The organism is Amycolatopsis decaplanina DSM 44594 (genome assembly GCF_000342005.1).
GTDB classification, from domain to species: Bacteria; Actinomycetota; Actinomycetes; order Mycobacteriales; family Pseudonocardiaceae; genus Amycolatopsis; species Amycolatopsis decaplanina.
Genome location: NZ_AOHO01000047.1, coordinates 215,735 through 236,669 on the forward strand (window position 1 = coordinate 215,735; position 20,935 = coordinate 236,669).

General features: G+C 70.5%; 12 protein-coding genes and 1 pseudogene. 8 read left to right on the forward strand and 5 right to left on the reverse strand.

What is annotated here, in order from left to right:
* The first annotated feature begins 42 nt into the window (after positions 1-42).
* Genes H074_RS12440 through H074_RS38760 form a run of 4 tightly spaced genes read left to right on the forward strand, consistent with a single transcriptional unit; the run spans position 43 to position 12,638 of the window.
* Entirely contained in the window at positions 43-3,897 is a 3,855-nt protein-coding gene (locus tag H074_RS12440; RefSeq protein ID WP_007030391.1) for a non-ribosomal peptide synthetase, read from the forward strand.
* A complete protein-coding gene (locus tag H074_RS12445) occupies positions 3,894-10,205 on the forward strand; it encodes a type I polyketide synthase (RefSeq protein WP_007030392.1) in 6,312 nt (2,103 codons plus the stop codon). Before H074_RS12440 ends, H074_RS12445 begins: the two co-directional genes overlap by 4 nt.
* 23 nt (positions 10,206-10,228) lie before the next feature.
* Positions 10,229-10,879, forward strand: coding sequence for a class I SAM-dependent methyltransferase (locus H074_RS40735; protein ID WP_007030393.1), 651 nt, complete (start codon positions 10,229-10,231; stop codon positions 10,877-10,879).
* Complete coding sequence (locus H074_RS38760) at positions 10,785-12,638, forward strand: class I SAM-dependent methyltransferase (RefSeq protein WP_161630680.1); 1,854 nt, start codon at positions 10,785-10,787, stop codon at positions 12,636-12,638. The genes H074_RS40735 and H074_RS38760 overlap by 95 nt, the downstream gene beginning before the upstream one ends.
* Positions 12,639-12,655: 17 nt before the next feature.
* Here H074_RS38760 and H074_RS12455 read toward each other — a convergent pair whose 3' ends face one another.
* The 4 genes from H074_RS12455 to H074_RS12470 are packed head-to-tail and all read right to left on the reverse strand — an operon-like array spanning position 12,656 to position 17,368.
* The gene (locus tag H074_RS12455; protein ID WP_007030395.1) at positions 12,656-13,585 is read right to left on the reverse strand and encodes an NAD(P)/FAD-dependent oxidoreductase; all 930 of its coding nucleotides are present in this window, start codon (positions 13,583-13,585) and stop codon (positions 12,656-12,658) included.
* Positions 13,585-14,331, reverse strand: a complete 747-nt coding sequence (locus H074_RS12460; RefSeq protein WP_007030396.1) for a class I SAM-dependent methyltransferase — start codon at positions 14,329-14,331, stop codon at positions 13,585-13,587. The genes H074_RS12455 and H074_RS12460 overlap by 1 nt, the downstream gene beginning before the upstream one ends.
* A complete protein-coding gene (locus H074_RS12465; RefSeq protein WP_007030397.1) occupies positions 14,328-15,401 on the reverse strand; it encodes a saccharopine dehydrogenase NADP-binding domain-containing protein in 1,074 nt (357 codons plus the stop codon). The genes H074_RS12460 and H074_RS12465 overlap by 4 nt, the downstream gene beginning before the upstream one ends.
* The gene (locus H074_RS12470; RefSeq protein ID WP_007030398.1) at positions 15,398-17,368 is read right to left on the reverse strand and encodes a phosphopantetheine-binding protein; all 1,971 of its coding nucleotides are present in this window, start codon (positions 17,366-17,368) and stop codon (positions 15,398-15,400) included. The genes H074_RS12465 and H074_RS12470 overlap by 4 nt, the downstream gene beginning before the upstream one ends.
* Positions 17,369-17,585: 217 nt before the next feature.
* On the opposite strand from H074_RS12470, the pseudogene H074_RS41520 reads away from it, so the two are divergent.
* A pseudogene (locus H074_RS41520) lies at positions 17,586-17,817 on the forward strand (IS5/IS1182 family transposase); the annotation flags it as partial.
* A gap of 348 nt (positions 17,818-18,165) precedes the next feature.
* Positions 18,166-18,447, forward strand: coding sequence for a response regulator transcription factor (locus tag H074_RS12480; protein WP_007030400.1), 282 nt, complete (start codon positions 18,166-18,168; stop codon positions 18,445-18,447).
* 71 nt (positions 18,448-18,518) lie between these two features.
* Here the strand turns inward: H074_RS12480 and H074_RS40225 are convergent, their stop codons facing one another.
* Entirely contained in the window at positions 18,519-18,770 is a 252-nt protein-coding gene (locus H074_RS40225) for a hypothetical protein (protein ID WP_007030401.1), read from the reverse strand.
* A 573-nt stretch (positions 18,771-19,343) separates the two neighbouring features.
* Between H074_RS40225 and H074_RS12485 the strand changes: the two genes are divergently transcribed.
* Complete coding sequence (locus tag H074_RS12485; protein WP_007030402.1) at positions 19,344-20,339, forward strand: ferritin-like domain-containing protein; 996 nt, start codon at positions 19,344-19,346, stop codon at positions 20,337-20,339.
* A gap of 216 nt (positions 20,340-20,555) precedes the next feature.
* Complete coding sequence (locus H074_RS12490; protein ID WP_007030403.1) at positions 20,556-20,801, forward strand: hypothetical protein; 246 nt, start codon at positions 20,556-20,558, stop codon at positions 20,799-20,801.
* The last annotated feature ends 134 nt before the right edge of the window (positions 20,802-20,935 follow it).

Consider the following 20,935-nt stretch of genomic DNA (forward strand, 5'->3'; position numbering starts at 1 on the left):
ACGGGGACACCGCCTGAAAGTCCCCGCCTCGGAGGAAACCGTATGAGTTCCACGCCCGTGTCCGCGAACCTCGCCTCCGTTGCCGAGCACGTGGCGGAAGTGCTCGGTCTCCCCGACGACGAAGTCGATGCCGACGCGTTGCTCAGCGAACTCGGGTTGGAGTCCTTCACTGCCGTGCGCTTGCGCCGGAGGCTTCTCACGGAGCTGGGGCTCGATCTTCCGCTGACCGCGTTCCTCGGCGGGGCGACCGTGCGCACCGTGGCGCGAGGTGATCGCGATCCCGGCTCGGCCGCGGACGAGGCATTCCCGCTCACGCCGATCCAATCCGCCTACCTGGTGGGACGTGAACCGCTGTTCCCGCTTGGCGGGGTGGCGACGTTCTTCTACCACGAGTACGACCGGGTGGCCGAAGAGCCGGAGGCCGACCTCGCCGCGTTGGAGACGGCGTGGAACCGGGTGGTGGCCCGGCATCCCATGCTGCGCATGGTCATCACGCCCGACGGGCGGCAACGGGTGTTGCCGGAAGTGCCCGAGTATCGCATCGAGCGTGTCGACCTGCGCGCTTCGGCCGATCCGGAAGCCGCGCTGACCGCCCTGCGCACCGAACACTCGCATCAGGTACGCCCGGCGGACCGGTGGCCGCTGTTCGACATCCGAGCGACCCTGCTGCCCGGCGGCCGCACCCGGATCCACGTCGGCGTCGACGTCCTCACCTCGGATCTGGGGGGCTGGTTCCGGCTCATGCGCGAATGGGGCGTTCACGTCGCGGACCCGGACGCGGCGCTGCCCGAACAGACGACCACGTTCGCCGAGTTGCTGCGCCGTCGTGCGGAAGATCCCGCCGAGCGGGAGCGGTCCGAAACCGACCGTCGCTATTGGACGGAACGGTCTCTGCCGCCCGGCCCGGCCCTGCCGTGGCAGGCTTCGGCGGCCGAACTCGGCGTCCCGCGCTTCACGCGTAGACAAGGGTGGCTGGAGGAGCCCGAGTGGACGGCGTTGCGCAAACGCGCCGCCGCCCACGGTTTGAGCCCGACCGGTGTGCTGCTGGCGGCCTTCGCGCTGGTCCTCGACCGATGGGGCGCCACTGAGCCGTTCAGCCTCAACACCACGCTCTTCGACTCGTCCGCGGCCGACCACGCTCCCGGATCGGAAGACGTCATCGGCGACTTCACCACCACTGTCCTTGTCGAGACGGAAGTGCCGGATCTGGCTTCGTGGCAAGGATTCGCCGGCTACGCGGCAGCGGTCAACCGGAGGTTCTGGGCCGATCTGGAGCATCGATCGGTGTCCGCCGTGGAGGTCGCGGCGCAGCCGGACGAGCTGACCGCCGCACCCGTCCACCCCGTGGTCTTCACCAGCGGTGTCGGTTTGGCGGGCGAGGGACCGGCACCCACGGACTGGCTGGGGCGCGAGGTCTTCGGAGTCTCGCAAACGCCGCAGATCCTGGTGGACCACATCGTCTACGACGAGGCGGGGCGACTGAAGATCGCCTGGGACAGCGTGGACGGGGCACTCGCTCCGGACGTCGCGGACGGGATGCGCGACGCCCACGTGCGGCTGCTGCGCCTGCTGGCCCGGGACGACGACGCATGGACCGACCGTGCCCTTGGCTGGGACCCGGCGTTCCTGCCCTCCCCGCCGCTCACCGCGGCCCCGTATCCCGACGCGGGCCCCCTGTTGGACGGCCCCGTCCGCGAGGCGGCCTCGCGTCATGCCGACGAGCCCGCGATCCTCGCGCCCGGCCGGACACTGACCCACCACGAACTGGCCGACCGTGCCGAGCGGGTCGGCGCCGCGCTGGCCGGAGCCGGGCTGGGACCCGGCGATCTCGTCGCCGTCGTGGCGGACAAGGGCGTCGACCAGATCGCGGCGATGCTCGGGGTCAACCGCAGTGGTGCCGGTTACGTCCCCGTCGAACCCGGCTGGCCGGACGCCCGGGTCGCCGCGGTCTGCGAGCGGGCGTCGATCAGGCACGCCGTGGTCGCTCCGGGAACCGGAACACAGTGGCCTGAAGGGACGTTCGTGCACCGGCTCACGCCGGAGGGCGTCCTGTCCGGTCCTCCCGGTGAACCGCGCGTCGCCGAACCTTCCGATCTCGCCTACGCCATCTTCACGTCAGGATCGACCGGGACTCCCAAGGGCGTCGCGATCGAGCACCGCGCCGTGCGCACCACCCTCGACGATCTCGCCGAGCGGTTCCCGCTGCGCTCCGGCGACCGGGTGCTCGGGTTGTCGGCCTTCAGCTTCGATCTCTCCGTTTACGACGTCTTTTCGGTCCTGGGCGCCGGTGGTGCGGTGGTCCTGCCCGACCTCGGACGTCAGCGCGACCCGGGCCACTGGCTCGAGCTCATGGCCGAACACCGGGTAACGGTGTGGAACACCGCCCCCGCCTTGCTGGAGATGCTCGTCGAGTACGCCGAGATCGATCCGGAGTCGGCCAGGTCCGCGGTCGCGAGCCTGCGCCTGGTTTTCCTGTCCGGAGACTGGATTCCCGTCACACTGCCGGATCGGCTGCGTGCCCTGGCACCCGGAGTGCGGGTCGTTTCACTCGGTGGAGCGACCGAGGGCTCCATCTGGTCGATCTGTCATCCGATCGGAGCCGTCGACCCGGCCTGGCCGAGCATTCCCTACGGACGGGCCCTGACCGGTCAGTCCTTCCACATCCTCGACTCGGAAGGGGCGCCGTGTCCCGTCGGGACCGAGGGTGAACTGAACATCGGCGGTGACGGGCTGGCCCGGGAGTACATCGGCGATCCGGTGCAGACCTCGCAGCGCTTCGCGCAGCACGACATCCTCGGTCAGAGGCTCTACCGCACCGGCGACCTAGGCCGCTGGCGTCCCGACGGCACGATCGAATTCCTGGGCCGGGTCGACCGGCAGGTCAAGATCCGCGGGCACCGGATCGAACTCGGCGAGGTCGAATCCGTCCTCGACCGCGCTCCCGAGGTGCGCAAGTCGGTCGCGAAGGCCGTGCCCGGACCGGATGGCCGCCCACGCCTGGTCGCCTTCGTCGCTTTTGCCGACCCGGCTTCGCCGCCCTCCGACGAGGACCTGATCGGGTTGCTGCGCTCCTCGGTGCCGGAGTTCATGGTGCCCAGCCGCTTCGTGCATCTCGCCGACTTTCCGGTCACCGGCAACGGGAAGGTGGATTACGCCGCGTTGGACAATCCGTACCGTCGCGCGGCCGTCCCGGCGCCTGTCGCCGCCCAGGTGACGGATGCGCCACCGGAGGAGATGCCGCCCTTGCGGGCCAAGGAGACGGTCGACGACCTCGGTGTGCTGGTGGAATCGGCGGGCGCGCGTGGCCTCGGTGTGACGATCACGGTCGACGCCGGCAGGCTCGGCCCGGTCGAGGCGCTCGCGGCCGCGGCGGACTGGGCTTCGGAGGCGCGCGAACGGGCCACGGCGAGGGGTTTCGATCTGGTCGAGCGGCTGCCGGAATCCGGTGTGCTGGCGATCGACCTCGGCCGGTCATGGATCGCCCCGGAGCCACGCGGTGACGAGGACTCGGTCACCTCTTTCGCGGTGCCCGGCCCAGTCGTCGTCGAGTCCTTTGCGGACTTGCCGGATCCCGCCGTGGAGCGGGCGGTGACGGAGGTGATCGAAGACCTTCTCAAGACCACTGTGGACAGTCGTGCCCCCTTCCTCGAACTCGGCGCGACCTCGCTGACGTTGGTGCTGGCGCACCGCCGCATCGCCGCGGAGCTGGCGCCGGGCCTGACGGTGGTCGATCTCTTCACCCATCCGACCGTGCGCGACCTCGCTCTGTTCATCACCCGTCGTCGGCGGGGGAACGAAGCGCCCGACGATCCTCCCGTGGTCGGCGCGGGGAACGAGGACGACGCCGCGGCTCGCCGTCGGGCCGCGCGGGCGCTGGCCGCCGAGGTGGCCCGATGAGCCCCATCGCGGTCACCGCCGTCGCGTGCCGTTTCCCCGGCGCGGACGACACCACGGGGTTCTGGGAGCTGCTCCGCGACGGCCGCGAGGGACTTCGCCGGTTCACCGAAGACGAACTGGACGCCCGAGGCGTTCCGGCCGCCCTGCGCCGTCATCCCGATTACGTCCCCGTCGGCGGGATCATCGACGGGCAGGAGTTGTTCGACCCGTTGCCCTTCGGCCTCACCGACGCCGAAGCGGCCTTGATGGACCCGCAGCAGCGGCTGTTCCTGGAATGCGCCTGGCAGGCGCTGGAGCGCTCCGGACACGGCGGCGGGGCAGGCGTGGGTTCGGTCGGCGTCTTCGCCGGAGCGGCGCAGAGCGCGTATCTGGCCGGAAACCTCGCCGGACGCTGGGATCCCACGGGCGGCGGGGCCGACCCCCTCGGCAGCTTCCAGACCGCGATGGCCACGCAGACGGACTACCTGCCGTTGCAGACGGCCTATCGGCTCGACCTCACCGGCCCGGCGATCAGCGTCAACACCACCTGTTCGACGTCCTTGGTCGCCGTGCACCTGGCCGCACAGGCGCTCCAGGCGGGGGAGTGCGACATGGCGGTGGCGGGCGGCGTGTCGCTGATCGTGCCCCAGGGGCACGGCTATCGGTATGTGCCGGAAGGGATCTTCTCCGCCGACGGGCGGGTGCGGGCCTTCTCCGCGGAGGGCACCGGGATCGTCTATTCCCAGGGCGTCGGGGCGGTGGTGCTGCGCAGGCTGGACGACGCCCTCGCCGACGGAGACCCGATCGCGGCGGTGCTGCACGGCAGCGCGGTCAACAACGACGGCGCGGGCAAGGCCGGGTTCGCCGCGCCTTCCGTGCGCGGCCAGGCGAGGGTGATCGCCGAGGCGCTCGCGGTTTCGGGCATCGACCCGCACGAGGTCGGCTACGTCGAGGCGCACGGCACCGCGACCCGCATCGGAGACCCGATCGAGGTCACCGCGCTGCGCAAGGCTTTCGGCTCCCAGGGGCCCGCCTGGTGCGGCCTCGGCTCGGTGAAGAGCAACATCGGTCACACGAATTCCGCCGCCGGGATCGCGTCCTTCATCAAGACCGTGCTCGCGCTCCAGGAGCGCACCTTGCCCGCCACACTGCACGCGCGGCCGTTCAACGACCGGCTGGAACTGGCCGGATCGCCGTTCGGCGTCGTCACCGAGACCCGGCCGTGGGACACCCCGCCGTACGCGGGGGTCAGCTCGTTCGGCATCGGCGGCACCAACGCCCACGTCCTGCTCGGGCCCGCGCCGGACCGTCCCGCACCCGAACCGGATCCGCGACCGCAGGTGCTGGTGTTCTCCGCACACGAGAAGGCCGCTCTTCCCACCAGTGTGGGCACGGAAAAGCAGTGGGCGGACGTAGCGCACACGCTCCAGGCGGGCAGGCCCCGGCTGAAGCACCGGGTGGCCGCCGTGGCGCTCGACGACGGTACCGTCCGGTTCAGTGTCCCCGCCGTCGCCGACGGGCCGCCACGGGTGGTGTTCGCCTTCCCCGGCGGAGGGAGCCAGCGCGCGGGAATGGGCGCGGACCTCTACGCCGCGGAAACCGTCTTCGCTCACTGCGTGGACGAGTGTGCCAGTCTGTTCTCCGGCCACCTGGGTACCGACATCCGGTCCGTGGTGCTGGGAGAAGACCGAGCGGCCGCGGAAGCCGCCGCGACCGGGTTACCCGCCCTGTTCGCCGTTTCCGTGGCGACCGCGCGCTTGCTCGAATCCTGGGGAGTCCGGCCCGACGCGGTACTCGGGCACAGCCTCGGCGAGTACGCGGCGGCCGTCGTGTCCGGTGCGCTGGCCCTGCCCGAGGCAGCCAGGCTGGTCGCGGCGCGCTCCACCGCCATGGCCCGGGCGGCGGGCGGCGGGGCGATGCTGGCCGTACCGCTGGGCGAAGAACGGCTCACCGGCATTCTCGCGCGACACCCCGAAGTCGATCTCGCCGTCGTCAACGCTCCCGAGGCGTGTGTGGTCTCCGGACCGGCCGTCGCCGTCGACACTTTGGCTGCTTCGCTGTCCTGCCAAGGGATCAGGCCGACGCGGCTAAGGCTGGATTCGGCTGCCCATTCCCGGCTCATCGAACCCGCGCTCGACGCCATGCGGACCGCGGTGCGTGGCCTGGCCGCGGGCGTCCCGCGGCTGACGGCGGTCAGTTCGCTCACCGCGGCCCCCGTCGGCGGGGAGTTCGCCGATCCGGAGCACTGGGTGCGGCAGCTGCGCGAGCCGGTGCGGTTTTCCGCGGCGCTCGGCACCGTCCTGGCCGACCCTCGCCGCACGGTCCTCGTCCAGGTCGGTCCCGGCGCGACACTCGCCGCGTTGGCTCGCGGGCGGGGTCTCGCGCATCTGACCGCCACGTTGACCACGTTCGACGCCGAGAACGGCGGCGCGGATCTCGCCGCGAGCCGATCGGCGCTGGGTGAGCTGTGGACTCACGGAGCGGACGTGGACTTCGCGGCCACGCACCGACCCGGACGCCGCCGGGTCATCGCACCCGGCTATTCCTTCCAGCGGCGCAGGCACTGGATCGAGCCCGCCGGGCCGGGTGCCGGCGAATCCGCCGGAGAGCTCCTCCAGGTACCCGTGTGGCATCAGCAAGCCCCGCTCGCGGCCGGACGGGTGGACGGCACCTGGCTGGTCACCGGCGACGGCCACGAGCCCGTCACCGAAGCACTCACTCACGCCGGTGCGCGCGTGGTGACCGAGGCCGACGGCCAACCCTTGCGGGGAGTCGTCGTCCTGGTCCCGGCGGGCCACGATCCCGAGGACGTCCGCACGGCCGTCTTCGCCCACGCCACGGTCGCCGCGATGGATCCGCGCCCCGAGGTCCTTCTGCAGGTCACCACCGGCGCTTGCCGGGTCGACGCGGCTGACCGGCCCGCTCCCGCGAGTGCCGCCGCCCGGAGCCTGCCCAGGGTGATCGCCCAGGAAACACCCGGTCTGCGCTGGCGCACCTTGGACGTCACCGCGACCACCGCCGACGCGTCGGCGGTGGTCGCGGAACTGGCCGACCTTCTCGCCCCGGACGCGCGGCCCGGCGCGGAGGTGGCCCTGCGGGATGACAGGCGCTTCCTGCGTACTTTCGCGCCGTTCCCGGTGGCTCCCGAAGCGCCGTCGGCCGAAACCGTCCTCGTCATCGGCGGTCTCGGGGACGTGGGAACCACGATCGCGCAGCACCTCGCCCGGCACGGGTCCCGTGTCGTGCTCACCTCACGGTCCGGAGACGATCCGGACCGCCTCGCCGCCGTGCGAAGCTTGGTCGCCGACGGCCACGACGTCTCCGTCCGGGTGGCCGACGCGGCCGACGAACGGGCGACCGAGGCGGTGCTGGCCGAGATCCGCCCCGATCTGGTGGTGTTCGCGGCCGGTGTCGTCGCCTCGGCCGACCTCCGTCCGTTGCGCGCGATCGGTCCGGAACACGTGGACGGGCACCTGCACGCGAAGGCGGCCGGAGTGCTCGCCTTGCGCGACGCGATCGACGCGCTCCCGGCGGAAGCGAGGCCGCGCACGGTCCTGCTGATGTCGTCGGCCGGAACGCTCGTCGGCGGGATCGGCACAGGTCCTTACGCGGCGAGCAACGGCTTCCTCGACGCCGTCGCCGAAGCGCGCCCGGACAAGGATCCTCGCTGGATCAGCGTGGTCTGGGACGCGTGGAAGGTCGGTCCACTGGGGACGGACCGCGAAGTCAACCTCGACTTCGCCCTCGACGCCGCTACGGGCATGGCCGCCCTCGACGGTGTTCTCACCGCTGCCCGCGCGGGCCACGCCCCGCCGGTGGTCGCGGTGTCCACCACCGACCTCCGGGCCCGGACGCGTCGTGCGGCCGTCTCCGTCGCGCACCACGGCAAGGCGGAGGCCGGTGGGCTGGACCCGATCGAATCCGTTGTCGCCCAGCTGTGGTCGGAGTTGTTCGGCGTGCCCGTCGAAGCCGGGGACGCGGACTTCTTCGCGCTGGGCGGGCACTCGCTGGTGGCGACTCGAATGCTGGCGGCCTTGGGCGAACGTTACGGTGTCCGGCTCGGTCTGCGCGACCTTCTGGCCGAGCCGACCGTGGAGGGCCTGGCCGCTCGTATCGCCGCGCATGCAGGAACGACGACGAGCTCCTCCGCGATCGTGGCGGGGAGCGGTATCGACGCCGACGGCACGTTCGGCATGACGCGAGTGCAGCACGCGTACTGGGTCGGGCGCGAGGGCGGCTATTCCCTCGGGGGAACGGCCTGTCACTTCGCACTGGAGTACGACTGCCCCGATCTCGACCTGGACCGTTACGAGAAGGCGTGGAACCGGGTCATCGACCGGCATCCGCTGCTGCGGGCGATCACCACGCGCCACGGCCGGATGCGGGTGCTCGATCACGTGCCGCGCTACCGCGTCCGGGCCCTCGACCTCACCGCCGCCGATCCGGGCAAACGTGAGCAGCGCCTTTCCCGGTTGCGCGAGCAGGTGTTCCGGCAGCCGGGCCCGTCCGACCGCTGGCCCCTGGTCCAGATCCGCGCCGCCAAGCTGCCCGGCGGCCGGACCAGGCTGTTCCTCGGCTTCGACGTCCTGATCTGCGACGCCGGCAGCTACTGGATCATCGACCGGGAACTCCAGCACTTCTACGAAAATCCCGACGCCGAACTCCCTGACGTGGGCATCACGTTCGCCGAATGCGTGGCCGCGCTCGAAGCACGCCGGGGCACCGGTGAGTGGAAGCGCGCCGCGGACTACTGGCGGGACCGGCTGGACACCCTTCCGGAAGCGCCTGCCCTGCCGGCGGATATCACCGTCGCCGGACAGGCGCGGTTCGTCCGCCGGGCGGCCCGCCTCGACCGTGGGGAGTGGGCCGCGTTCAAGGCCGCCGCGGCCCGGAACGGTGTCACTCCCACCGCGGCGCTGCTGGCCGCCTACACCGAAGCTCTCGGCGATTGGGCGGGCCAGGACCGGTTCGCGGTGACCCTCACGCTGTTCGATCGGCCCGCCGTCCATCCGGCCGTCGATTCCGTGGTCGGGGACTTCACTTCCCTGCTGTTGCACGAGACCGATCGCTCCGGTGCCGATTTCGCCGCCCACGCCCGCCGCACGCAGGACACGCTGTTCGCGGATCTGGACCATCGCGAGTTCTCCGCGCTGGAGGTCCTGTCCGAACGGGCCGCCCGGACCGGGGCACTGACGTCGGTACCGGTGGTCTTCACCAGCGCGGTCGGCTTGGCAGACGTCGTCGGGGACCGCGACCTGCAATGGGCGGGAGAACAGGTCGGCGCGCTGAGCCAGACGCCGCAAACGTGGCTGGACCACCAGGTCCTCGAACAGCGGGGTGAACTGCTCGTCCAGTGGGACGCGCTGGAACCCTTGCTTCCTCCCGGCGAGGTCGACCGGGTGTTCACCGCCTACACCGCACGCCTGCGTGAATTGACCGATGCGGCGGCCTGGGGCGGATGGCCGACGGAAGACGTGGCCATCACGCTCCGGGAGGGAACGGGCGGCAGGACACTGTTCGTGCTCCACCCCTCCGGCGGCGACGTGCTGTGTTACGGCGGGCTGTCCCGTGCCTTGGACGAGCGGCTGACGGTCGTGGGAATCATGGACCCGGGGCTGATGGGGCACCGCGTGCCCACCGATCTCACCGTCCTGGCGCGTCGCTACGCCGAGGTGCTGCGCCGGGTCCAGCCCACCGGGCCGTACCTGCTCGGCGGCTGGTCCATGGGCGGCAGTCTCGGCCACGAAGTGGCTCGCGTCCTGCACGAGCAGGGCGCTCACGTCGAACTGCTGGTGATGCTCGACTCCAACGACCCGACCTACATCACCCCGGTCACCGGCGACGTCGAAGGTGAGGTCCTCGTCCGGCATCTCGGGGCGTTGGAGGCGTTCCTGGACATCGATCTCGGTTTCGGCGACCCCGGACGGCGGGACGCGTTCCTCGCCCTCGATCAGGAAAGCCGTCTGCGGGAAGCCGCCGAATGGCTGCGCGCGCACCGGATCCTCGGCGCTCGCGAAGCCCTGGGCGACCGCGTGGCGGTCTTCGAGCGCCACTTGGCGGGGCTGGCCGCCCACCGCCCCCGCCCACTCGGCGACCCCGCGACCCGCACCGTCCTGGTGCGCGCCGATCGGCGGTCGACGCGCAACAGCGGCATCGGCATGGGGGTCGACGACACCCCGTCCGGGCTGAGCGACCTGGGCTGGTCGGCGCATCTGACGGCACCTCCGGAGGTCACGGGGATCGACGACGACCACTACTCACTCATGCGGGGCCAGGGCGCGGACGTCATCGCGCGCCTGCTCGACGACGCCCTCAAACCCTTCCTGTGACCGACATCGAGAACGGAGCCCCCGTGTCCGCCGAGCTGATCGCCTCGCTGGCCGAACACCCTTGGATCGACGCCGCCCACGCCGAGGGAGGCATCGTGCGGCTGCGGCCCGCCCGCGCCGCCACGGCGGTCCGTCCCGAGCCGGGACCGCTGGTCGCGGAGTACCTGGAACATTGGGGGGAGGTCTACGACTTCACCTACTCGGCGGGTTCAGGACCGCGAAGCGACGAGCCGGACTTCTCCGGGTGGAAATCCTCGGAAACCGGTGAACCCTTCTCCACCGAGCACATGACCGATTGGGTGGACCGGACCGTGGACCTGGTGCTGGCGCACAGTCCCCGCTTCGTGCTGGAACTGGGCTGTGGAACGGGATTGCTGGCCCGGAAGCTGGGGCCGCACATCGAAGGGTACGTCGGAACCGACGTCGCCCAGGCTGCCGTCGATCGGTTGGCGGCAGAGGCGGAGCCTGGGCGCGCCCATGTCCGGGCGGCGGCCCACGAAGTCGCCGCCCCGGCCGTGCGCGCGGCGATGGCGCGCCGGCTTTCCCGCCGCGGGCCCGGATTGCGTGCTGCTCAATTCGGTGACCCAGCATTTCCCCAACGTCGACTATCTGACCGCCGTGGTGGTGGACGCGTTACGGCTGCTGTCTCCCGGTGGAATCCTCGTGGTGGGTGACGTCCGGGACGCCCGCCTGCTGAAGGCGCACTGCCGGCGGATCGAAGCCTTGGCCGATCCGGACCCCGCCACCCTGGCGGAGCGCGCCGCCGCCCGGGCGGGGCGGGACGACGAGCTCAACTTCGATCCGGCCACTCTCGCCGAGGCCGCGGCACAGGCGGGACGCCCGGTGCGCCTCACCGTCCACCCCAAACAGCTGACCGAAGACACCGAGCTGGCGCGGTACCGCTTCGACGCGGTCCTTTCGGTGGGCGCCGCACCCACCGTCCGCCCCGAAACCGTCCCGTGGCAGGGCATCGCCGATCTTCCGGCCGCGGTCGACTCGAGTCGCGCGGTCCGCGTGACGGGCATCCCCAATCGGTTGCTCTCCGAGGACTCCAGCGGTGTCACCGCCCGCGATCTGGCCGACGCGCTCACGGATCGGGACGCCGTGGTGCTGTTCGACACGCGAAATCCGGGGCTGCTGGAGGTCGTCGCGCCGGCTTCCGCCGCACCGGTCCAGGTGGAAGACCTTGGCGGGGGCGCGATCGCGCACGAACCGTTCACCGGGTTCCTGACCCGTCGTCTCGGTGAAGTGGTGCGAAGCGCCGCGCGCAGACGGAAGTCCCCGGCGCCCGCTGTCGTCGTCGATCCCGGCCCACTCGCCGCGGCGGCGCGTGCGGCGGACGCCGCCATCGACCCCGCTGACGCTGCGCGTGTTCCGGCGTTCCTGGGTGAACTGGACCGGATCGCGTCGCAGGCCATGGCCGCCACCTTGGGAAGGGCACGAGTGGAGGGAACGGCGGACGAGTTCGCGGACGCGCTCGGCGTGGCCCCCCGGCACCGCTGGATTCTGAGGCGGTGGCTGGCCGCGTTGGCGGAAGAGGGCATGGCGGTCCACGACGAGCACGGCTACCGGCTGCCGGCTCCGGTGTCGCGTCCGGAACTGGAGGAAGCCATCGGTGGTCTCGACCGCGTCCGGGGCGGGATGGGCTATCCACCCGCGATGACGCGGTTCTTCCAGAGCGCCTTCCGGTATCTGCCCGAGTTGCTGCGTGACGAGGTGGCGTTGCAGTCGCTGCTGTTCGCCGACGGAGAGACGGACACGGCCGAGGGCGCCTACCGGGACAACCCGGTCAACCGCTACGCCAACGGTGCCGTCGCGCATCTGGTGCGGGCTCACGCCGCGTCGTCGGCGGCCGGGCGTCCGGTGCGGGTGCTGGAGGTCGGCGCGGGTGTCGGGGGAACGACCGCCGACGTGCTGGCCGCCTTGGCGGACAGGCCGAAGGACTACCTGTTCACCGACGTGTCCAGGTTCTTCCTGTCCGACGCCGAAGAGCGATTCGCCGGAACCGAAGGCGTGCGGTTCGGTCTGCTGGACATCGACGGCGACCCCGCGAGCCAGGGCGTGGCACCGGGAACTCTCGACGTCGTGCTCGGTGCGAACGTCCTGCACAACGCCCGTGACCTCGGCGCCACCCTGCGGTCGTTCCGGGAATCGCTGCTTCCCGGCGGGCTGCTGATCTTCGTCGACACGAGCCGCGAGATCCGGCACATCCTGGCCTCGATGCAGTTCTTGATGTCGCCCCGTCCCGGGCGGGAGCGGGCGGGTTCGGGGGATTTCCGGGCAGGCACCGATCGGATCTTCCCCACGGAAGCGGAATGGATCGCGCGACTGGTGGACGCCGGACTCGAGCCGCTGGGCTCGCTGCCCGCGCCCGGGCACCCGCTGCACGCGGTCGGGGTCCAGGTGTTCGCGGCGGTCCGCCCCGCCCGCTGAGGGCGGACCGCCACGGCTCAGGAGGTGAAGGCGGGGCCGAGCCCGGACCGGAAGAGATCGCCGTCCATCCAGACCGCGGCCCGGACCCCGTCGGCGGCACCGAGCGCGACCAGCGTGGTGGCGTCGGGCATCCCCGGCAGTTTCGCCATGTCGCCCGCCGCGGCGACCCCCGGCACGGTGGTCAGCCCGGTTTCGTCGACCTTGACCGTGCCGTCGGGCAGGATCTCGCAGCCCAGCTGCTCGGCCAAGGCCGACTGCCGTCCGCTGGGCGCGCGGTGGAAGATCGCTTCCCGGCGCAAGGTGTCGCCGTCGGCGAAGCGGACCGTCAGGTCGTCGAGTGCTCCGGTGATTTCCGCGATCTTCTTGTCCACGACGGGAACGCCCCGATCGGCCGCGGTCACGGTGATCCGCTCGGGAAGCGATGCCGCGCCGTCGGTGCACAGCACCACGTCCTTGCTGAACCGGTCGGCCAGATAGAGCGCGAGCATCGCCTGTGCGGGCTCGTGGGCCACCACCGCCAGCGACTTGTCACGCACTTCCCAGCCGTGGCAGAAGGGGCAGTGGAACACGCCGCGCCCGAACCGTTCGGCGAGACCGGGGATGTCGAAGGGCTCGTCGACCTGCCCGGTGGCCAGGACGATCCGCCTCGCCCGCACCGTTCCCCGATCGGCCAGCTCCAGCTCGAAGTCCCCTTTGGCGCCACGGGCGGTGACCACCAGGTCGGTCCGCACCTCTACACCCGGGTAGGCGGCGAGCTCCTCGCGGCCGATGGCCAGTAGCTCCTGCGGTGGGAACCCGTCGCGGCTGAGGTACATGTGCATTTCGGAAGCGCGCTCGTTGCGAGGCTTTCCGCCGTCCACGACCAGGACTGAGCGCCGCTGCCTGCCGAAGACCAGCGCCGCGCTGAGTCCGGCCGGTCCGCCGCCGACCACGACCACGTCGTACATCAGTGTTCTCCCTTTCGCCAGACCAGTACCCCCGCGGGCGGACCGTCCACCGGTTCGCAGCCCGCACCGAGAAGTTCGGTGTTCAGCATTTCTTCGGACACCACGAACGAGGGGAACGACACCGCGTCCTCCGACACCAGCCGGTCACCCTCGTGTACCCGATAGGTCATCGTCCACAACAGACCGTCGCCGTCCACGGTCGCTTCGGCCACCGTGTCGTACCGGCGGCGCCCCAAGACACGTCCCGGGATCGTGCTCGCGGGTACGGCCACCGCGGCCTGCGGCATCGGCACGTCCACCACGACGAGACCACCAGGGGAGAGCCGCGGAATCCAGCGGGCCCACAGAGCCCGGCGATCCGCGGGCGAGAAGTGCGTCAGAACGTTCAGCAGTACCACCGCGTCCACGTTCCCATCGACCTCTGCTCGCAGCGCGTCTTCGGGCAGCACCGTCACCGGTGGCACGTCCAGGGCCGCCAGCCTGGTGGTCAGGGCCGCGCGCATCACCGCGGCGGGTTCGATGGCGTACACCTCACCGTCTTCAGGCAGGTTCGCCAGCAGGGTCTCGGTGAACTGACCCGTCCCGGAGCCGATTTCCACGACACGCCGGACGTCCACGAGCAGTGTCGTCAAGGCCGACCGAAGGGCGTCGCGTTGCGCGGTGGGGAAGATCAAGTCGTAGTACTGGGCGTTGACCGCATACCCTTCGGCGCCGGTGGCGTCGGTGATGATCGGTTCGGGGCTCATCGTGGGGTCACCTCGGGAAGTTCCAGCATCGTCACCAGGGGGTCGGCCGCCAGCACGGCCGCCGTTCGATGGGGGTCGAGCACTTCGGCGGCGTGGTGCGCGCCCGGGGGCACTCGTCCCGCGAGCAGGTCCACGGCGGCCGACGCCGCGACCACGCCGCTGAGCTCGTAGGAATCGGTCGTCCGCAACAACACTCGTCGGCTGGTGCCGCCGGAGCCCGCCGGTGGGCGCGCGTGGGCCAACACCGCGTAGTGCCGTCCGCATTCGGCCACGTCACGCCGGGCCGCGTCGACGACAGCGTCCACGTGCTCTTCCACGGGGCCGTCCGCGGCCCAGGCCTCGGCGAGGACATCCGGCAGGTTTTGCGTCGCGTAGACGGTGTAGTTACGCAGTTCGGCCACGCCCAGCGCGGCCGCCAGCGAGACCGCCTCGGTGGACAGGAAAGGCCATGCATGCACCCGGCCTTGAAAGCCGGGCAGGGACACCGACCGGAGCGGGGTCAGCGAGTGTCCGACCACCGCGCCGTCCCGCCACACTGCCAGGGCATGCCCGAACCTCGGTCCCCTGGTCATCAGCGTGTCCACCGCCGAAAGCCTGCTGATCTCGACCGAACCGCCGACGTAGATATCGAGCCGTCCGATCGGTCCGGCTCCGGCCAGCAGCCTCGGCAGCAGCCCGGACAGGCCGGGCATCAACCCGGCCGAGAAGACCGCGGGCAGCGCCTGAAGTTCCGGCGGCGCGTCGGCGGTCAGAGCATCCAGGGCCACCGCGTCCCCGGCCGCGTCCACGTAGCCGGCGTCCGCGCGCAGTGCCGCCCGCGCCACGACGTCGAGCACCCGATACGAGGGACCCGCGCAGTTGACGACGACCGAACACCCCGAGCTGAAGGCCGTCAGGGCGTCCGGTTCGCCGAGGTCGACAGCGAATGCCTCGGATGCGCCCGCGACGGCCCGCGCCCGGTCCAGGTCACGGCCGCCGACCCGCACCGCGTGACCGGCCCTCGAAAGCCGGTCCACGACCACCCGGCCCACCGTGCCCGCGCCGCCGAGGACACCGATCACGCCGCTCACACTGTCGCTCCGTGCGCGGCCAGGGCCGCCGCGAGCCCGGCAACCGTCGGGTCGTCGAGGAACTCCCGTACCGGCACGGGGGTCCCGAAACTTTTGGCCAACCGGCCCAGCGCCCGCACCGCCAGGAGGGAATCCCCGCCCAGTGCGAAGAACTGGGCCGAGCGGTCCAGCACCGGCACGCCCAGCAACTCCTCCCACGATTCGGCGACGATCTCCTCCAACGTCGTCGACAGCGGCCCTTCGGCCACCGCGCGATCCGTGTCGTCGTAACGGCCGAGCAGCAGCCCCGAACCGGTGGCTTCCGCTGGGGAAGGCAGGTCCATCTCCCGGTCCCACCCGTCGCCGTCGGCCAAGGTGCCGACCAGCTCGACCAGTTCGGTGAACGCCGCGTCCACCTGCTCGGTCTCGAACAACTCCTCGACGAGGGAGAACACGATCGCCAGTTCCGAGCGGAGCTCGTAGACACGGGCTTCCAACGCCACCTGAGGCGTCCGCAACTGGTGATGGAAGTCGCCGAAGTCGAGTGCGCCCAGCGGTCCCGCGGACTCGGGGTGGGCCTCACCGACCGCCGCGTCCATGCTCAAAGTGCTCTGGAACACCACCGGCGCGACAGGGCGGTGAGTGCCACGCCTGCGGCCCAGTTCCCGCGATACCTCGACACCGGTGATCAGGTTGTGCGCCGAATACTCACTGAACCGTTTCTGCGCGGCCGAGGCGAGTTCGGCGAACGTCGCGCCTTCGGTGAGCTCGGTGGGCAGCAGCATGGTGGCGGAGAACGCGCCCACCACCCGGTGCACGTCGGGATGCAGCGGCAAGCGGTTGAGCTGCAAAGAATTCAGCAACATCCGCCGGTGCCCGGCCCACCGAGCGAGTACCACCGCGAACGCGGTCGACAAGGCGGTGGACGGCGTCACGTCCCGTGCCGCGCACCGGTCGCGCAGCGCCGCCCACCGGCTCGGCGGTAGATGGGCTTCCCGGGTCTCCATGGTCGTGGCGCGCACTTCGCGGGGATCTCGGATCAGCGGCAGCGCGGGCGGCTCGGGCATCGCGTCGAGCCGCGACCACCACCACGAACGGTCGGCCTTCCACTCGTCACTGCCGGGCAGGTCCGCGACGGAGGTCACGTAATCGCCGAAGTCCATGCCCAACGGGGGCAGCACGGCGTTCCAGTCCGCCGCCAGCGCTACCAGTTCCCTGAAGAGGAGCGTGGACGACCAGCCGTCGAACACCAGCAGGCTCATGCTCGTGTGCAAACGCGCGTCCCCGTCTGGGAGCAGGCTGAGCCGGACGTCGATTCCAGGACCGCGCACGGGATCTGGTCCGGTGGAACGCATCTCCGCCCGCACCTTGTCCAAGACGGACTCGACGGTGCCTGGAGCCGCGTCGCGCAGGTCGTACACCCTCGGCACGGGCACCGCGCCGGGCGCGTCCTGGGACAGCATGTGCTGCTCGCCCTCCGTGGTGACACGGGCGCGCAACATCGGCTGGTGCGCCGCCAGCCTGCGCAGCGCGTCGGCGAGCGAGTCCTCGGCTTCGTCACCGTCGATGTCGGTCAACCTGACGTCGACGTAGAAGTGCGCGGACTCGTACGACAGCTCCCAGCCGTCCTGCTGGCCGACGAAGTAGCCCTGTTGCAGCGGGCGCAGTGGAAACGCGGCGTGCGGATCCGCCCGTTTGCGGAGTTCGACGGGCAGCGCGCGGGTCGTGCCTCCGGCTCCCACTCGTCGGCGCACCAGCTCGGCCAGCTCGTTCAACGTCGTTTCGACCCCGATGTCCGACAGCGCCAGCACCACGCCGAGTTGCTTGCGTAGGAGGGCCGCCATGCGCACCGCGAGCACCGAATCGCCACCCAGTCGCAAAAAAGTCGTGTCCTGGTCGATCGGCCGGTCGCCGAGATCGAGAAGCTCGGCCCAGATGCGGGTCAGGACGGGCAGAGCGTCGATCGAAGCGTCTGCGGGCGTGGTCACGGTCTGCGGCTCCTCGTGGATCGGTCGGTGAGAGAGGCCAGCCCGCGAGGAGCGCGTACACGAGATTGCTCGGCAGGATCCTGTGGCGGACGGACCACCCGAACCTACACGAAAACGACTATCGTTATCGATATTGTGAGATGTACCTTGTTCCGCTGGACCGCTGGAGGCATCGGGTCAGCGAAGCCGAAGAACGATCTTTTCGTGAGCGATTCCGTGGGAGTTCGTGCCGCAGGAGATGGGCTGTGGGTCGGGCATGACATGCTGGCGCCGGCTACGGGACTGGACCGAGGCCGCGGGGTGTGGCAGCAGCTGCACGAGCTGCTGCTGGCCGAGCTGCACGGGGCGAACCTGCTGGACTGGTCACGTGCGGCGGTCGATGGATCGCATGTTCGTGCGTTAAGGGGGCCGGAAGCCGGCCCGAGCCCCTGGACCGAGCCCGTGTCGGGGGTCCGCGCCGCCGCTCACCGTGAACGAGCCTTCGAACTACTCACCCGGCTCGGCAGACCCGCCCTGTGGTCGGCCTGGTTGAACTGGTCCGTGTTCCACGCCGCTGTCGCATCGGGCGGCCGGCAAGCCGTCCACGACGCGATCGAGACGCTCACCGCACACTCCGCGAGTGGGCGCCTGGGTCCCGCGTTCGCCGCCGCGGGTGCCCAAGGCTCGCAGTCCTGGACGGTGCGATCGACGTCGACGCGGTACTGGCCGGAGCGGGGCTGCTCTATCGCGCCGGGCTGAGCTGGGATGCCGCCCGGCTGGCCGGGCAGGCCGCGATCCGTGCGACCGACCGCACCGCCATGACGACTCTGCTGCGCGCGGTCAAACGATTCCCGTCCTCGGCGAGCGGCGTCGCCGAAACCGCGGCCCCCGCCCCTGCCGAGCCGCCCTCCTTGACCCCGCGTGAAAGCGACATCGGACGCCTCGTCGTCGACGGCCATACCTACCGCGAAATCGGCGAGCTACTGCATATTTCCGGGAAGACCGTCGAGCGCCACATGGCACGAATACGTGCCAAGCTCGGTGCCCATGACCGGCGCACCACAGCCACTCTGCTGAGTGGACTGCTGGGCGGAGAATAGCGAAAGGATGGCGGTGTCCCGGGGATGAAATCCGCGACACCGCCGTCATGTGCATTCCTCGGGCGAGACGATCAGCGGAGCTGGATGCCGCCCTTGGCCACGTTGCCCCGGTTCGTGCAGTCGGCCACGGAGCCGATGTACACACTCTCCGCCACCGTCTTCCAGATTCCATAAGTGGTGGAGCCGTGGCCGCACTGCGCGACCGCCCGATATTGCGAGACTCCCGAGGGCAGGCGGGAGCACTTGACGTGGAAGTTCACGCCGCTGGCGCTGGTGTTGTACGTGCAATCCTCGGTGACGGTGGCCCCGGCCACTCCGGGCATCACCGTCATCCTCACCGAATAATGAGCCCCCAGAGTCGATCGGGGCTTCGCGAGGCCGCTCGATTGACACTGCGCGTCGGACGTTAGCAGGCACTTGCCACTTCATGTCAATGATCTTGATTTCCCGATGGCGGCAACGGCGGGTGGTAACGCCGATGAAAAACGCGCGACAAAAAATCCCTCACCTGATCGGTGCCGACGGACGACGGCTCGTCCCGCCTGAACCCCAGGTGGACACCCTTGTGCGGTCATTTCGCGCTCGGCGCCCTGGCGGCTTGGTGGAACCACCGAATCGGCCTAACTTCGGCCGATCGGCCACGAAACGGGGCCGCATGCGGTAAGTGGTCACATCGATCCGCGAAGCGCGTTCTATCGCCACGATCGGGTCCGCTCTGACGTCGGAATCCGGCGAATTCCGGCCGAAGTGGGGAAGAGCACCAAGCTGATCGTCCGGCGAACTCGAAAGCAAAGTGTCCGCGTAGTCGACCCTTGCCCGCCGATGGTCGCGACCCGGTGGGCGGGGCACGCCCGTTGTCGTGCGTAGCCAGGACACGGGCGGGAAGGAGACCGTACGTGTTTGGCAAACGCTATGCCGCATCGATGATCAACCGGAGTGCGGAGAATCAGCAGGACCGGCGCCGTTTTCTGCGCGCCGCCGGGGTGACGGGCCTTGGCGTCGTCGGAGCGGGTGCGCTCGGCGGGATCGCCGCCCCTTCCGCGTCGGCGGGGACCGCCAGGCCGGCCGCGGCCGAGGCGGAAGGGGTCAGTGATGGCGCGGTACTCAATTTCGCGCTCAACCTCGAATATCTCGAAGCCGAGTTCTACCTGCACGCCGTCACCGGCAAGGGGCTCGCAGACTCCATGACGACCGGGACCGGTACCCGCGGTGGTGTCACCGGTGGACGCGCGGTGAAGTTCAAGACGAAGGCCGCGAAGCAGTACGCGCAGGAGATCGCCGGCGACGAGAAGGCCCACGTCGAGTTCCTGCGCACCGCGCTCGGATCCGCGGCGGTGAGCCGCCCCGCGATCGATCTGCAGGCCAGTTTCACGGCCGCGGCGCAGGCGGCCGGGCTGGTCAACAAGGGGCAGAGCTTCGACGCGTTCGCCTGCGAGGAGAACTTCCTGCTGGCGGCATACTTGTTCGAAGACGTCGGCGTCACCGCCTACAAGGGTGCCGCGCCGCTGATCACCAACAAGACCTACCTCGAAGCCGCCGCCGGGATCCTCGCGGTCGAGGCCTACCACGCCGCGAACATCCGCACCGCGCTCTACCAGCACACCGGCGGTCTGCTCGGGCTCGGTCTCCTCGGCCGGGACCTGCGCGAGGCCAGCGTCAAACTCTCCAACGCCCGTGACAGCCTCGACGGCAAGTCCGATTTGGACCAGGGCGTGGTCGACGGGCAGGGCAGGGCGAACATCGTGCCGACCGACGGTAACGGTGTCGCTTTCAGCCGCTCCCCGGGTCAGGTGCTCAACATCGTCTATCTGACGCCGAAGGCGGCCACAGCCGGCGGTTTCTTCCCCAAGGGTGTCAACGGCGACGTGAACACCAGCGCCGCCAACGGCTGATCACCACCCGCCTGGCCGGGCGGGCGTCCTGCTCGCCCGGCCAGACTTCCGGCAGGTGATGGCCGAGGCCGCGTTCCGGGAGTGTCACTCACAGGGATGGTCCCGGCGCGCCGACCTGTCGTGGGCCCCTCGTCGTACGAATCACCCATGATCCACCCCGGGAGAGCCGTCCCGCGGATCGTGTCCGTTGTTCGTTCGAGGAGAAGGAGAAACACCGTGAGCACCATTCGTCGTCGCATGATCGTCATTGCCGCTCTGCCCGCCGCGGCACTCGGGTTCCTGCTCGCCGCCCCGGGCGCGGCCTCGGCGGCGCCCGCCCCCGTCACGACGGTCTCCGATCACGACCTTGGCCACCACCATCACCATGGGCTCGGCCTGTATCTCAACCTCGGTCTTCTGCTCAACATCAATGGTCACCACCACTGCGACGACGACCACGGCACCATTCTCGGCCTCGGCTGACAGCGGCGGCTCGGGGCGCCGGGCTGTTCGCCCGGCGCCCCGAGCGTCCTCGCGCTCAAGCCCTCGAAAGCACTACCTTCCTCGGTCAGGGCGCGGCATCGAGCGGCCTCTCTTGAGATCACGTCGGAGACGAC